This is a genomic window from Pectobacterium versatile (genome assembly GCF_020166435.1).
Classification (GTDB): Bacteria; Pseudomonadota; Gammaproteobacteria; order Enterobacterales; family Enterobacteriaceae; genus Pectobacterium; species Pectobacterium versatile.
This window is the reverse complement of record NZ_JAINZP010000018.1, coordinates 20,199-33,739: the sequence shown is the minus strand read 5'-3', so window position 1 is coordinate 33,739 and position 13,541 is coordinate 20,199. Positions and strand designations below refer to the sequence as shown.

At 51.4% G+C, this 13,541-nt stretch carries 15 protein-coding genes; 11 read left to right on the top strand and 4 right to left on the bottom strand.

What is annotated here, in order from left to right:
* Positions 1-9: 9 nt before the first annotated feature.
* Positions 10-975, bottom strand: a complete 966-nt coding sequence (locus K7X24_RS17005) for a calcium/sodium antiporter (RefSeq protein WP_224556080.1) — start codon at positions 973-975, stop codon at positions 10-12.
* 486 nt (positions 976-1,461) lie between these two features.
* On the opposite strand from K7X24_RS17005, the gene mlaF reads away from it, so the two are divergent.
* The 7 genes from mlaF (at position 1,462) to murA (ending at position 6,440) form a co-directional block, all read left to right on the top strand.
* Complete coding sequence (gene mlaF / locus K7X24_RS17000; RefSeq protein ID WP_224556075.1) at positions 1,462-2,274, top strand: phospholipid ABC transporter ATP-binding protein MlaF; 813 nt, start codon at positions 1,462-1,464, stop codon at positions 2,272-2,274.
* A 7-nt stretch (positions 2,275-2,281) separates the two neighbouring features.
* A complete protein-coding gene (mlaE, locus tag K7X24_RS16995; RefSeq protein WP_224556074.1) occupies positions 2,282-3,064 on the top strand; it encodes a lipid asymmetry maintenance ABC transporter permease subunit MlaE in 783 nt (260 codons plus the stop codon).
* Positions 3,065-3,068: 4 nt separating this feature from the next.
* Positions 3,069-3,635 (top strand): outer membrane lipid asymmetry maintenance protein MlaD, encoded by a 567-nt coding sequence (mlaD, locus tag K7X24_RS16990; protein ID WP_103861654.1) that lies wholly within the window; start codon positions 3,069-3,071, stop codon positions 3,633-3,635.
* Between the two features lie 15 nt (positions 3,636-3,650).
* Entirely contained in the window at positions 3,651-4,280 is a 630-nt protein-coding gene (gene mlaC / locus K7X24_RS16985; RefSeq protein WP_224556073.1) for a phospholipid-binding protein MlaC, read from the top strand.
* A 13-nt stretch (positions 4,281-4,293) separates the two neighbouring features.
* A complete protein-coding gene (gene mlaB / locus K7X24_RS16980; protein ID WP_224556072.1) occupies positions 4,294-4,584 on the top strand; it encodes a lipid asymmetry maintenance protein MlaB in 291 nt (96 codons plus the stop codon).
* Between the two features lie 259 nt (positions 4,585-4,843).
* Complete coding sequence (ibaG, locus tag K7X24_RS16975) at positions 4,844-5,098, top strand: BolA family iron metabolism protein IbaG (RefSeq protein ID WP_010280170.1); 255 nt, start codon at positions 4,844-4,846, stop codon at positions 5,096-5,098.
* A gap of 79 nt (positions 5,099-5,177) precedes the next feature.
* Entirely contained in the window at positions 5,178-6,440 is a 1,263-nt protein-coding gene (gene murA, locus K7X24_RS16970) for a UDP-N-acetylglucosamine 1-carboxyvinyltransferase (protein WP_039354621.1), read from the top strand.
* Between the two features lie 106 nt (positions 6,441-6,546).
* On the opposite strand, the gene degS is transcribed toward murA, so the two are convergent.
* The 3 genes from degS to zapG all read right to left on the bottom strand — a co-directional run bounded on the left by degS (position 6,547) and on the right by zapG (position 10,131).
* On the bottom strand, positions 6,547-7,644 hold the full coding sequence (gene degS, locus K7X24_RS16965) for an outer membrane-stress sensor serine endopeptidase DegS (RefSeq protein WP_224556071.1): 1,098 nt from the start codon (positions 7,642-7,644) through the stop codon (positions 6,547-6,549).
* 137 nt (positions 7,645-7,781) lie between these two features.
* The gene (gene degQ / locus K7X24_RS16960; protein WP_224556070.1) at positions 7,782-9,152 is read right to left on the bottom strand and encodes a serine endoprotease DegQ; all 1,371 of its coding nucleotides are present in this window, start codon (positions 9,150-9,152) and stop codon (positions 7,782-7,784) included.
* A gap of 574 nt (positions 9,153-9,726) precedes the next feature.
* A complete protein-coding gene (zapG, locus tag K7X24_RS16955; RefSeq protein ID WP_224556069.1) occupies positions 9,727-10,131 on the bottom strand; it encodes a Z-ring associated protein ZapG in 405 nt (134 codons plus the stop codon).
* A gap of 215 nt (positions 10,132-10,346) precedes the next feature.
* Here zapG and zapE point away from each other — a divergent pair, with 215 nt between their 5' ends.
* From zapE to sspA, 4 genes are all read left to right on the top strand, one after another.
* Positions 10,347-11,498, top strand: a complete 1,152-nt coding sequence (zapE, locus tag K7X24_RS16950) for a cell division protein ZapE (protein ID WP_224556067.1) — start codon at positions 10,347-10,349, stop codon at positions 11,496-11,498.
* 236 nt (positions 11,499-11,734) lie between these two features.
* Positions 11,735-12,163 (top strand): 50S ribosomal protein L13, encoded by a 429-nt coding sequence (rplM, locus tag K7X24_RS16945; RefSeq protein ID WP_005975488.1) that lies wholly within the window; start codon positions 11,735-11,737, stop codon positions 12,161-12,163.
* 15 nt (positions 12,164-12,178) lie between these two features.
* Positions 12,179-12,571 carry a 30S ribosomal protein S9 gene (gene rpsI, locus K7X24_RS16940; RefSeq protein WP_005975490.1) on the top strand — a complete coding sequence of 131 codons (393 nt, stop codon included), beginning with the start codon at positions 12,179-12,181 and terminating at the stop codon, positions 12,569-12,571.
* A gap of 323 nt (positions 12,572-12,894) precedes the next feature.
* Positions 12,895-13,536: a stringent starvation protein SspA gene (gene sspA / locus K7X24_RS16935; protein WP_224556066.1), complete on the top strand. Its 642-nt coding sequence runs from the start codon at positions 12,895-12,897 to the stop codon at positions 13,534-13,536.
* Positions 13,537-13,541 lie beyond the last annotated feature (5 nt).

Here is a 13,541-nt window from a genome sequence, read left to right as displayed (position 1 = left end):
CTGAGCGTCTTATGAAAAATAAAATAGGGCCGTCAGATAGGCGATGAATGCGCAGCATAATAATGCGCCTGCACCTTGTCCTATACGGCGTTTTTTGCTGAGGCACAGTGCGGTTAACAGCACACTTGCCGCCAGCATGACCCAATAGTCGCGCTGAAAAATCTGAGGATTCAGTGCGCCCGGTGAGAGCAACGCAGGTACGCCCAGAACAATCGCGATATTAAAAATGTTCGAGCCAATCAGGTTACCCAGCGCAATATCATCTTCTTTCTTCAGCGTCCCGACGATGGCAGTAGCAAGCTCAGGCAGGCTGGTGCCGATCGCCAATATAGTCAGCCCGATCGTCAACTCGCTGATATCGAAGTAGCGTGCAATGACAGTGGCATTATCCACCACCATACGGGCGGCCATGGGTAAAATAATCATGCCGAGAATCAACCACAGTACGGCGACCATTTGGTTACTGTCATCCTGCGGGAGTTCTGCTAGCTGTTCGCGAGTCAGGCTATCGCCGCCTTCCCGCTGCGCCTGTTGTGACATGCGAAGTATCAACACCAGACACAGAATGGCGGCAGAGAGCAGCATTATGCCGTCGGTGCGGCTCAGGTAGCTATCATGCAGTAAAACGCCACACAATAAAGTGACGGACAGCATGAGCGGCAATTCCCGGCGCAGAATGGCCGAATGTACTGTTAGCGGGCGAATGAGTGCCGCGCTGCCGAGAATGAGTAAAATATTGGTGATATTGGAACCCAGAACATTACCGACGGCCATGTCGTTCTGATCGTTTAGGGCAGCGGTAACCGAAACAATCAACTCCGGTAGCGAGGTGCCGAAGCCGACAATGGTGATGCCGATAACGAAAGGAGGTAAGCCAAGAGAACGCGCAAGCACGGCGGCGCCATAGACAAGACGATCGGCGCCGTAAACCAGTAATAGCAAACCAATGAACAAGAGTAGTGTTGCAAAAAGCATGCAGCGTCCTTTAATAGGATATATACCCGTCATACTTCAAGCTGCATGTGCGTTGGCTTCTCTCTCACCCCCCAGTTACTTACTGATGTAAGCTCCTGGGGATGAATGAGAAACATATTGTCTCTCACCAGAGGTCAGCCTTTGGCTGCTCAAATTCGTCTTTGACGAGTTTGTCGCTGCGTCGCCGCCTTCCTGCAACTCGAATTATTTAGTGTATAATCACCGGCCTGTTGTCGAATAAATCAGTATTTTTGGACGATTTTCGCACAAAAAGCGTTTTTCTGTGATGAGTGCTAATTCTGACGGTGCTTGGCGAAAAAGTAAAACCTGTCGCGATAAGTAAAACCCAGTAACGGTTTATGCCGCCATTTTGGACAAGAACTTACGGTAAGTTTTTGTAAAACTCGCACCTTGATGAAAGCCAGCCGTTAGGCTGGAGTGAAAAGACCTCTTTATGAGCGTACTGATGGGTAAGGAATGGAAATAATGAACCATGAGGCAACTAATCTGGTCGAGATCCGTGGTCTTAGCTTTCGGCGCGGAGAGCGAGAGATTTTTACAGACATCACGTTGAATGTGCCTAAAGGCAAGGTCACTGCGATCATGGGGCCTTCTGGTATCGGTAAAACCACATTGCTGCGCCTGATTGGCGGGCAGTTACCGCCGGACAGCGGTGAAATCTGGTTTGATGGCGAGAATATCCCGACGCTGTCGCGCAGTGAACTGTACGACGCGCGCAAGAAAATGAGCATGTTGTTTCAGTCCGGCGCGTTATTTACCGATTTGAACGTGTTTGATAATGTCGCCTGGCCGCTGCGTGAACATACCCGACTGCCAGAACCCCTGCTGCGTAGCATCGTCATGATGAAGCTGGAAGCCGTGGGGTTACGTGGAGCCGCCGAGCTGATGCCAGCGGAGCTTTCCGGCGGCATGGCGCGGCGTGCCGCGCTGGCGAGAGCCATCGCGCTCGACCCGCAGTTGATTATGTTTGATGAGCCTTTTGTCGGGCAGGACCCGATCACGTTGGGGACGCTGGTGAAGCTCATCGACGAGCTGAACCATGCGTTGGGCGTGACCTGCATTGTGGTTTCTCACGATGTGCCAGAGGTGATGAGCATCGCCGATTACGCCTATATCGTGGCCGAAAAGCAGGTGGTGGCTGAAGGAACGGCGGATGAACTGAGGGCGAACAATGACCCGCAGGTTCGTCAGTTCCTAGATGGTATTGTCGACGGGCCAGTGCCTTTCCGTTTTCCTGCGGGTGACTATAAAATGTCGCTGCTAGGTTCAGGGGGTTAACGCAGTCATGTTATTACGGACATTGGCGTCGTTGGGGCGTCAGGGAATCTCCACTAGTGCCTCGTTTGGGCGCGCCGGGCTGATGCTATTTAATACGCTGGTGGGTAAACCCGAATTCAGAAAACAGTGGCCGCTGTTAGTGAAACAGCTTTATAGCGTTGGCGTGCAGTCGCTGCTGATCATCATGGTTTCCGGTCTGTTCATCGGCATGGTGCTGGGGTTACAGGGTTATCTCATCCTGACGACTTACAGCGCCGAGGCCAGTCTGGGCATGATGGTGGCGCTGTCGCTGCTGCGTGAACTTGGTCCGGTGGTGACGGCACTGCTGTTCGCCGGGCGTGCGGGTTCCGCGCTGACGGCGGAAATTGGCCTGATGAAGGCAACAGAACAGCTCTCCAGCATGGAGATGATGGCGGTTGACCCGCTGCGCCGCGTTGTCGCACCGCGCTTCTGGGCGGGGTTAATCAGCATGCCGCTGCTGGCGGTGATTTTTGTCGCCGTAGGGATTTGGGGAGGCGCGTTGGTCGGTGTGGACTGGAAAGGCATCGACAGCGGGTTCTTCTGGTCTGCCATGCAGGGCGCGGTTGACTGGCGTCAGGATGTCTTGAACTGCGTGATTAAAAGTATCGTATTTGCGATTACCGTGACCTGGATTGCACTGTTTAACGGCTATGACGCGATCCCGACGTCTGAGGGGATCAGCCGTGCAACGACCCGAACCGTCGTGCACTCGTCGTTAGCAGTACTGGGATTGGATTTTGTGCTGACAGCACTGATGTTTGGGAACTGAGTCGATGCAAACAAAGAAAACTGAAGTCTGGGTTGGTGTGTTTATGTTGATCGCGCTGGCTGCCATCCTCTTTTTATGCCTGAAAGTAGCCGATCTCAAATCGATCGGTAGCGAGCCGACGTACCGCCTGTATGCGACGTTTGACAACATTGGCGGGTTAAAATCGCGTTCTCCGATCAGAATTGGCGGCGTGGTGGTTGGCCGCGTAGCGGATATTTCGCTGGACGAGAAAACGTACCTGCCGCGCGTGGCGATGGATATTCAGCAGCGCTACGATCATATTCCTGATACCAGCTCTCTGGCCATTCGTACCTCCGGTTTGCTGGGCGAACAGTATCTGGCGCTGAACATTGGGTTTGAAGATGAAGAAATGGGCACTGCGATCCTGAAAGACGGTGGTGTGATTCAGGACACCAAGTCAGCGATGGTGCTTGAAGACCTCATCGGCCAATTCCTATATAAGAGCGGTAGCAATAGCGAAGATAATGCCGGTCAATCGGGTACGGAGCCGGGTGCCAATCCTGCGGCAACGCCTGAGCACAACAACGAACCTGTTCCTTCACATCCATAATAAGAGGATATCTGCATGTTTAAACGTTTACTGATGGTGGCTTTACTGGTGGTCGCGCCATTAGCCAACGCGGCGGACCAAACGAATCCCTACAGTCTAATGAATGAAGCGGCGGAAAAAACGTTTAGCCGCTTGAAGAACGAACAGCCAAAGATCAAACAAAATCCTGACTATCTGCGTACGGTCGTACGCGAAGAGCTGCTGCCGTATGTTCAGGTGCGATACGCTGGTGCGTTGGTGCTGGGGCGTTACTATAAAGACGCGACACCAGCACAGCGTGATGCCTATTTCAAAGCGTTTGAAGCCTATTTGGAACAGGCCTACGGGCAGGCTTTGGCGATGTATAACGGGCAAACCTATCAGATTGTGTCGGGACAGCCGCTGGGCAATACTGATATCGTTTCCATTCGCGTGAACATCGTTGATAACGGCAGCCGCCCTCCGGTACGTTTGGACTTCCAATGGCGTAAGAACAGCAAAACCGGTAACTGGCAGGCGTTCGACATGATTGCCGAGGGTGTCAGTATGATCACCACTAAACAGAACGAGTGGGCGGCAGTACTGCGTCAGAAAGGCGTTGATGGCCTGACTCAACAGTTGGAATCCTCGGCGAAGCAGGCCATCACGTTGGATCAGAAAAAGTAATTTGGGTGTGAACATGGCGAATGCATTGAACTGGCAGGCACAGGACTCCACGCTGGCGTTAACGGGCGATCTGGATCGTGAAACTCTGTTACCGTTCTGGCAGCAGCGTGAATCGTTACTGGCGGATAAAACCACGCTGGATGTATCTGGATTAAGTCGCGTTGATTCTGCTGGGTTAGCATTGCTGATGCACGTTTATCAGCAGCCGTCTTCAGGCGGAGAGATAGCGATTGTCGGTGCCAGCGATCGGCTAAAAACGCTCATTGCGCTCTATAACCTGAATGAAATCATTCTTGTGTCTTAAACGGTAACGCGGGTTACCAGATTCGCCCCTTTAGGCCTTGTCTATACCTTAAATAATTCGAGTTGCAGGCAGGCGGCAACCGCGCGAATCCCCAGAAGCTTACTCAGGTAAGTGACTGGGGTGAGTGAGGGAAGCCAACGCGCATGCGGCTTGAAGTATGACGGGTATAAAGGGGCGCATTCTTTGTTTAAGATAGCGCCATATTCATCTAAGATACCCCCCTGTAAATCATCTCCCCCTGACATAGAAATCGAGAGCGATGGAAAATAACGAAATTAAAGACGTGCTGATGAACGCATTGGCACTGGAAGAAGCCCATGTTTCTGGTGATGGCAGCCATTTTCAAGTCATCGTAGTGGGCGGACTTTTTGCTGGAATGAGCCGAGTAAAAAAACAGCAGGCTGTTTATGCGCCGCTGATGGAGTACATCGCGGATAACCGTATTCATGCACTGTCGATCAAGGCCTATACGCCGGAAGAGTGGCAGCGCGACCGTAAACTGAACGGCTTCTAAGTCTCCCCGTGCGAGTGGGAATAAACTGCCAGTATCAGTGTGACGACATATTGAATTAAGACATCGAGATACAAAGACTATGGATAAATTTCGTGTTCAGGGCCCAACCCGTTTAGCGGGGGAAGTGACCATTTCCGGCGCCAAGAATGCTGCGTTGCCGATCCTGTTCGCTGCGTTGCTCGCAGAAGAACCGGTAGAAATTCAGAACGTACCGAAACTGCGCGATATTGATACCACCATGAAGCTGCTGGGTCAGTTGGGTGCGCGCGTTGAGCGTAACGGTTCCGTCCATGTGGATGCCAGCGATGTAAACGTGTTTTGTGCGCCGTACGATCTGGTGAAAACCATGCGCGCCTCTATTTGGGCTTTAGGGCCGCTGGTGGCGCGTTTTGGTCAAGGTCAGGTTTCGCTGCCCGGCGGCTGTGCGATTGGCGCGCGCCCGGTAGATTTGCACATTTACGGCCTTGAGCAGCTCGGTGCGCAGATCGTACTGGAAGAAGGCTATGTCAAAGCGACGGTTGATGGCCGCCTGAAAGGTGCGCACATCGTGATGGACAAAGTGAGCGTGGGTGCCACGGTGACCATCATGAGCGCGGCGACGCTGGCGGAAGGCACCACGATTATTGAGAACGCGGCACGTGAACCAGAGATTGTCGATACGGCAAACTTCCTGAATACGCTGGGTGCGAAAATCAGCGGTGCAGGCACGGATAAAATCACCATTGAAGGTGTTGCGCGTCTGGGCGGCGGTGTCTACCGCGTGGTGCCTGACCGTATTGAAACCGGGACATTCCTGGTCGCGGCTGCGGTATCTCGCGGTCAGATTATCTGCCGCAATACTCGTCCTGATACGTTGGATGCGGTATTGGCGAAGCTGCGCGAAGCGGGTGCGGAAATCGAAATCGGCGAAGACTGGATCAGTCTGGATATGCACGGTAAGCGTCCGAAAGCGGTTACCGTTCGTACGTCGCCGCATCCTGGATTCCCGACCGATATGCAGGCGCAGTTCAGCTTGCTGAACCTGGTCGCAGAAGGGACAGGCGTGATTACCGAAACCATCTTCGAAAACCGCTTCATGCATGTACCTGAGCTTATTCGTATGGGCGCACAGGCAGAAATTGAGAGCAATACGGTGATTTGCCACGGCGTTGATAAGCTGTCTGGTGCGCAGGTGATGGCGACCGACTTACGTGCATCAGCCAGTCTGGTATTAGCCGGTTGTATCGCAGAAGGTGTGACGATAGTGGATCGTATTTATCATATCGATCGTGGCTATGACCGCATCGAAGATAAGCTGCGTGCGTTAGGTGCGAATATCGAGCGCGTTAAAGAGCACGAGTAAGCGTTTCAGCGGTTTGTCTTTACCATCATGTTTGTCAGCCGGGTGGGTTCCCACCCGGTTTCTTGTTTACCTGCTGATATGTTTTATCAACTAGCCTTGAATGTCGCTATAGAGTGGGGAATTCCTGAATAGCCATTTGTAGCGTGATTTGCTTGTTAGCGCGCTCAATCGTGACCGGAATAACGGTTCCGGGACGTATTTCCGAAACTTGCTCCATGGTCTCTATAATCGAGCGTGCAGGCTTATTGTTCACGCTAACGATGACGTCTTCGATGCGAATACCTGCTTTATCCGCTGGGCCGCCGGGATCGATAGTTTGGACGAGAATGCCGGTTAATCGACCCTGTGCATCACGATTGTTAGTCAACGTGCTGTTCTCAATGTTTTCTAGCTGTACGCCGTTGATGCCAATATAGCCACGAACCACACGACCATCGCGAATCAGCTTGCCCATCACCTTAGTCGCTAGCGCCACGGGAATCGCGAAGCTAATACCTTCTGGCGTTTCGCCATTACTGCTTTTATCAAAAGAGAGCGTATTAATACCGACCAGCTCACCCAGCGTGTTGACCAGTGCACCGCCGGAGTTCCCGTGGTTAATCGACGCATCGGTTTGTAACAGATTTTGGCGTCCGACCTGGCTTCTTTGCTGGCCGTAAGTGCTGAGGCTGACGCGGCCAGTGGCGCTGATGACGCCCTGTGTAACGGTTTGTCCCAGATTATAGGGGTTACCGATCGCCATTACGACATCGCCGACGTGCGGTATACGATCTGGATTCATGGGAATGACGGGCAGGTTGATGCCATCAATTTGCAACACAGCCAGGTCGGTCAGGGTATCTGAACCGATCACGCGGGCTTCGTACAGCCTGCCGTCTGAGAGCTCGATCTGGATTTGCTGCACGTTATTAATCACATGCTTGTTGGTTAAAATATACCCTTTTTCATTCATGATGACGCCAGAACCCAGAGGATGAATGGCGACTTCACTGGGCTTTTCCGTGTTGGCAACCCGATTATAAATGTTAACCACAGCAGGCGTCGCACGGTTGACTCCCTGATGATAGCTTATGGGCGAGCTGTCAGTATTTCTGTCATTGCTTTTCAGAAATGACGTACTCGATCCAACAAAGGGGAGTACGGCCAGAATAATACCGGCAACGAGGGCACCAAATAGTGCTGAACGTAATAACTTAGCAAGCATGGCCGTGATTTACTGTGGAAAGAGGGAGATAAGGGGAGGATATCACGAGAAGTTCGGACACCGCATGGCTCGGTGTCCGATTTTTTAACATCAGTTATTTTCTGACCGGTTACTCTGTCGTAAAAGACGACAAGCGATTAACGTAGCAGCAGATAGATCGTTTCTTCGCCCCTGACGATATTCAGTGCCAGAACAGAAGGTTTTGCTTCCAGCAGTTTGCGCAGTTGCGTGATGTTTTCAATACGCTCGCGGTTTACGCCGATGATGATATCGCCTTTTTGCAGACCAACCTGCGCGGCAGGTGTGTCCTTAGCGACGTTATCAATTTGCACACCTTTGCTGCCGTCTTTCAATTGGCCATTGGTCAGAGAAGCACCCTGCAATGACGGCGAGAGCGTTTCGGCGCTAGTTGATGCCGATGAGCTGTTATCCAACACGACGGACACTTCCTGCGGTTTGCCATCACGCAGCAGACCGATTTTCACGGTCTTGCCCGGTGCGGTGGTGCCGACTTTGGCCCGCAGTTCTGCAAAGCTGCTGATCGGTTTACCATCCAGCGTTGTCAATACGTCGCCTGCCTTGATACCGGCTTTGGATGCGGCAGACTTCGGTAAGACTTCGCTGACGAAGGCACCGCGCTGTGCGTCAACATTGAAGGCTTTCGCCATCTCAGACGTCATCTCGCTGCCTTTAATACCCAGCAGTCCGCGTTTCACTTCGCCAAATTCAACCAACTGCTGCGCCAGATTCTGGGCCATGTTGCTGGGGATAGCGAAGCCGATACCGATGTTTCCGCCGCCCGGAGCCAGGATCGCCGTGTTGATACCGATCAGCTCACCGTTGAGGTTCACCAGTGCACCGCCGGAGTTACCGCGGTTGATGGAAGCATCGGTCTGGATGAAATTTTCTAACCCTTCAAGATTCAGGCCGCTACGTCCCAGCGCAGAGATAATGCCGGACGTTGCAGTCTGACCGAGACCGAATGGGTTACCCACGGCAACGGCGAAGTCACCGACGCGCAGTTGATCGGAATCGGCCATTTTTACAGAGACCAAATTCTTGGCGTCATTCAGCTGTAGCAGGGCGATATCGGTCTGCTCATCACGCCCAATCAATTTCGCCTCATATTCACGTCCATCATTAAGTTGAACGCGGATCTTGTCGGCGTTATTGATCACGTGATTGTTGGTGAGCACGTAACCTTTTGCAGCATCAATAATGACGCCAGAGCCCAATCCCTCAAACGGGCGAGAATTTTGTTTGTCCGTCGGGAAGTTAGGACCAAAGAAGAATTTGAATTCTTCCGGTACGCGCTGACGCTGTACCTGTGTACCTTCAACATGCACGCTGACGACGGCTGGCAAGACTTTCTCCAGCATCGGGGCCAGACTTGGCGTCTGTTGCCCTTGAACCACGGCAGGCAGCGCAGCATTTGCTACGGGAAGCGTGGACAGGGTCAAACCTATACTCATTGCCAATGCACTAAATAAGAATGATGTTTTTTTCATTGTTATGAACTCTCTCACGGCCTGCGGATGAATAAAACGATGATATATAAACTTAAAGAAACGGTGAAGAGTCAGACTGGCGATCAATGTGTAAAGTTCACTGCTGTTTCGTCAGCAGATTGTAACTATCGCTTTTATACAGTGAGTTACCTAGCGGTGATAGCCTGCGGCGCGAATCTTAATAAACGTAGAACAAGGGAAGGAAAGCGTGAGGCCAGAAAGCCCCACGTTATACCCGTCATACTTCAAGCTGGCTGCACTACTCAGCTCACTCGCGTGGACCTCGCCCTTTTGGGGCCGCTGCAAGCAGCGTTCAAACCTGCCTCCGGCAGAGTTGTCACTCACCCGAATCACTGACTTGGGTAAGCTCATCGGGATGGAATGAGAAACGTCCTGTCTCTCACCGAAGGCCAGCCGCTGGCTGGTCAAATTCGCTCCCGACAAATTTGTCCCTTTCTTGCCGCATTACAAGGCCATAAATGAGCCTTGCCCTAAAGGGTCAACGCAGAGCGTTGTTCAAAACGCTAACGTTTTGTCATGCAACTCGAATTATTTAGGATATAATTAGCTGATATTATTTGCGAATCGGGCGTTCGCCCCGTAGCAAACCGGACGCGCTATCGGAATAATCGCGCGGTGGCATGTTTACCGGTGCCTGATCGTTATCTGCTTCTGACTCGGTCAGACGGTATTTAAACGGATTATCCTGACCGGGAACGTGAGGTAACAGATTATTGGAGCTTTTCGCCATGTGCTGATAAAGCTGACGATAGTCATCTGCCATGTTATCCAACAGCTCCGCACTGCGGGCGAAGTGTCCGACCAATTCCTGACGATAGTCTTCCAGTTCAGTTTTGCTTTTCTCCAGCTCATTTTGCAATACCTGCTGTTGCCGCAGCTTACGGTTACCAAAGCGCATGGCTACAGCACCAATAATAATACCGACAACTAAACCTATCAGCGCATACTCCCAAGTCATAATAGCTCCTATTTTGACGTCGTTGTCCCGTAGGGTTTTTCACTTAATAATAGTCACTATAACCGTTAACCTTGCCTGAGTGGAATCCTGATGCTCGATGACTGAGAGGAATGTTGACCCACCGCAAACATCAAGGTTGTTAACTGCGACGATTACGGCTTAAATCGACGGCAACATACAGCAAAACACGACTAACTTTTTTCTCAGGGATTGCGATGGCTACTCCACAGACAACACCGCAGCAAACGACACCCTTGGCGCTTTACCAACAGGCACTTTCCGCTGGTGAGTATCAACCAGACGAGGTGCAGCGGAAAACCGTTGTGTGTCTGGAAGCGATACATCGGGCGCTATGCGAACGTGCTGCTGATGACGAGGCTGGGGCATCCGGCCGCGTGGGGAAATGGCGTAGCTGGCTGGGGCGGCGTAATAAACGTGAATCTGCGCCGGTTCAAGGGTTGTATATGTGGGGCGGCGTTGGACGTGGTAAAACCTGGCTGATGGATATGTTTTTCCACAGCCTGCCCGCCGAACGTAAGATGCGCCTGCATTTCCATCGCTTTATGCTGCGTGTACATGAAGAGCTGAACCAGTTTCAGGGGCAGGAAAATCCGCTGGAGAAAGTGGCCGACGGCTTCAAAGCTGAAACTGATGTGCTGTGCTTCGATGAGTTTTTTGTCTCTGATATTACTGATGCGATGCTGCTGGCTGAACTGTTGCGTGCGCTGTTTGCTCGCGGCATTGCGTTGGTGGCGACGTCGAATATTCCGCCGGATGATCTTTACCGTAATGGATTACAACGCGCGCGTTTCCTTCCTGCGATTGAGCTGATTAAGCAGCATTGTGAAGTACGGAATGTCGATGCAGGTATCGATTATCGTCTGCGCACGCTGACACAGGCACACCTTTATCTCTCGCCGCTGAATGAAGAGACGGATGCTGCGATGCAGCAGATGTTTACCCGTCTGACTGGGAAGCAGTGGCAGACGCCAGGGCCGGTGCTGGAGATCAATCACCGTCCGTTATCGACATTTGGCGTGAGCGACGGCGTATTGGCGGTCGATTTCCACACGCTGTGTACTGAAGCACGTAGCCAGAATGATTACATCGCACTGTCGCGCCTCTACCACACAATGCTGTTGCACAATGTGACGGTGATGGAAACGAAGGAAGAGAACACCGCCCGCCGTTTTCTGGCGCTGGTGGACGAGTGCTACGATCGCCGTATCAAATTGATTATTTCTGCGCAGGCATCGATGTTTGAAATCTATCAGGGAGAACACCTGAAATTTGAATATCAGCGTTGTTTATCCCGTTTGCAGGAAATGCAAAGCGAAGAGTACTTGCGTCAACCCCATTTGGCGTAACGCAGACGATGGCTTTTCGTCATTTTCGAGTGAAAAAGGGTCGATTTTTAAGAATGACTTCTCTATAATCTTGCGACCCCACGTTACAACAAAGTTTTTTTCCCAAAAACTTTATAGTGCCGGCAATGGCTATTCGAAGGGGTAGGTTTGCTGGACTTGATGGTCGTGTGAGCCTCAACTGTTTTCGAGCGTTCGGGTGTTCACCAACGTGTAACTAATTATTGGGTAAGCTTTTAATGAAAACTTTTACAGCTAAACCAGAGACCGTAAAACGTGACTGGTACGTTGTTGATGCGAACGGTAAAACTTTAGGCCGTCTCGCTACTGAACTGGCTCGTCGTCTGCGCGGCAAGCATAAAGCGGAATATACCCCGCACGTTGATACGGGTGATTACATCATCGTTCTGAACGCTGACAAAGTTGCTGTAACTGGCAACAAGCGTACTGACAAGATTTATTATCATCACACCGGTCACATCGGTGGTATTAAACAAGCGACCTTTGAAGAGATGATTGCCCGCCGTCCTGAGCGTGTGATTGAAATCGCGGTTAAAGGCATGCTGCCGAAGGGCCCGTTGGGTCGTGCTATGTTCCGTAAACTGAAAGTTTATGCGGGCACCGAGCACAATCACGCGGCACAGCAACCGCAAGTTCTGGACATTTAATCGGGATTATAGGCAATGGCTGAAAATCAATACTACGGCACTGGTCGCCGCAAAAGCTCCGCCGCTCGCGTGTTCATCAAACCGGGCAACGGTAACATCGTTATCAACCAGCGTAGTCTGGAACAGTACTTCGGTCGCGAAACTGCCCGCATGGTAGTTCGTCAGCCGCTTGAACTGGTCGACATGGTTGGTAAATTTGATCTGTACATCACTGTTAAAGGTGGTGGTATCTCTGGTCAGGCTGGTGCGATCCGTCACGGTATCACCCGTGCTCTGATGGAGTATGATGAGTCTCTGCGTGGCGAACTGCGTAAAGCAGGTTTTGTTACTCGTGATGCTCGTCAGGTTGAACGTAAGAAAGTCGGCCTGCGTAAAGCACGTCGTCGTCCTCAGTTCTCCAAGCGTTAATTTCTGGCTGTTTGCCACGAAATCAATGCGAAAAACCCGGTGCTGGTCACCGGGTTTTTTATGCCTAAAAATAAATTTCCTCGAAATATACGCTTTGCTTTCCGTATGTTAGCGATGAAGTTGCGCTTATATCCCCACAAAACGAACAAAATCTGATAAGCTGTTAGCCGATTTTATGCCCTTGTGCCAGCTGTAGTCGTTGTTTAAAACGACGTTTTTTCAGGTGATGTTTACACATTGGCGAGCAAAATTTCGAATAGCGGTTTGCAGATGACTCACTGCACGGTATTCGCCGTATTTTCTCGATAAACTTGGAGGTTTTCATGGCTGTCGCTGCCAACAAACGTTCGGTAATGACGCTGTTTTCTGGTCAATCCGACATTTTTAGCCATCAGGTCCGCATTGTACTGGCGGAAAAAGGTGTGAGTGTCGAGATTGAGCAGGTAGACATGGATAATCTGCCTCAGGATCTTATTGACCTCAATCCTTACGGTTCCGTACCAACTTTGGTCGATCGCGAACTGACGCTCTATGAATCACGTATCATCATGGAGTATCTGGATGAACGTTTTCCTCATCCGCCGTTAATGCCCGTCTACCCGGTTGCGCGCGGTAACAGCCGCCTGATGATGCATCGCATTGAGAGCGATTGGTATTCTTTGCTGAAAAAAATTACGCACGGCAGCACTCAGGAAGCAGATGCGGCGCGTAAGCAATTACGTGAAGAGCTGCTGGCCATTGCTCCGGTGTTCAATGAAGCGCCTTATTTCATGAGTGAAGAGTTCAGTCTGGTGGATTGCTATCTGGCTCCGCTGCTGTGGCGTTTGCCGCAGTTAGGCATTGAACTGAGTGGTTCGGGTGCAAAAGAACTGAAAGGCTACATGACTCGCGTCTTTGAGCGTGATGCGTTCCTAGCTTCCCTGACGGAAGTGGAACGTGAAATGCGTTTGCAAACCCGAGGTTAAACCGT

What these genes read in the sequence shown, in the direction of transcription:
- sspA (WP_224556066.1), top strand. Translation starts at nt 12,895, where the DNA reads ATGGCTGTCGCTGCCAACAAACGTTCGGTAATGACGCTGTTTTCTGGT.
- degQ (WP_224556070.1), bottom strand. Translation starts at nt 9,152, where the DNA reads ATGAAAAAAACATCATTCTTATTTAGTGCATTGGCAATGAGTATAGGT.
- ibaG (WP_010280170.1), top strand. Translation starts at nt 4,844, where the DNA reads ATGGAAAATAACGAAATTAAAGACGTGCTGATGAACGCATTGGCACTG.
- mlaC (WP_224556073.1), top strand. Translation starts at nt 3,651, where the DNA reads ATGTTTAAACGTTTACTGATGGTGGCTTTACTGGTGGTCGCGCCATTA.
- zapG (WP_224556069.1), bottom strand. Translation starts at nt 10,131, where the DNA reads ATGACTTGGGAGTATGCGCTGATAGGTTTAGTTGTCGGTATTATTATT.
- mlaD (WP_103861654.1), top strand. Translation starts at nt 3,069, where the DNA reads ATGCAAACAAAGAAAACTGAAGTCTGGGTTGGTGTGTTTATGTTGATC.
- mlaB (WP_224556072.1), top strand. Translation starts at nt 4,294, where the DNA reads ATGGCGAATGCATTGAACTGGCAGGCACAGGACTCCACGCTGGCGTTA.
- zapE (WP_224556067.1), top strand. Translation starts at nt 10,347, where the DNA reads ATGGCTACTCCACAGACAACACCGCAGCAAACGACACCCTTGGCGCTT.
- rpsI (WP_005975490.1), top strand. Translation starts at nt 12,179, where the DNA reads ATGGCTGAAAATCAATACTACGGCACTGGTCGCCGCAAAAGCTCCGCC.
- K7X24_RS17005 (WP_224556080.1), bottom strand. Translation starts at nt 975, where the DNA reads ATGCTTTTTGCAACACTACTCTTGTTCATTGGTTTGCTATTACTGGTT.
- degS (WP_224556071.1), bottom strand. Translation starts at nt 7,644, where the DNA reads ATGCTTGCTAAGTTATTACGTTCAGCACTATTTGGTGCCCTCGTTGCC.
- mlaF (WP_224556075.1), top strand. Translation starts at nt 1,462, where the DNA reads ATGAACCATGAGGCAACTAATCTGGTCGAGATCCGTGGTCTTAGCTTT.
- murA (WP_039354621.1), top strand. Translation starts at nt 5,178, where the DNA reads ATGGATAAATTTCGTGTTCAGGGCCCAACCCGTTTAGCGGGGGAAGTG.
- rplM (WP_005975488.1), top strand. Translation starts at nt 11,735, where the DNA reads ATGAAAACTTTTACAGCTAAACCAGAGACCGTAAAACGTGACTGGTAC.
- mlaE (WP_224556074.1), top strand. Translation starts at nt 2,282, where the DNA reads ATGTTATTACGGACATTGGCGTCGTTGGGGCGTCAGGGAATCTCCACT.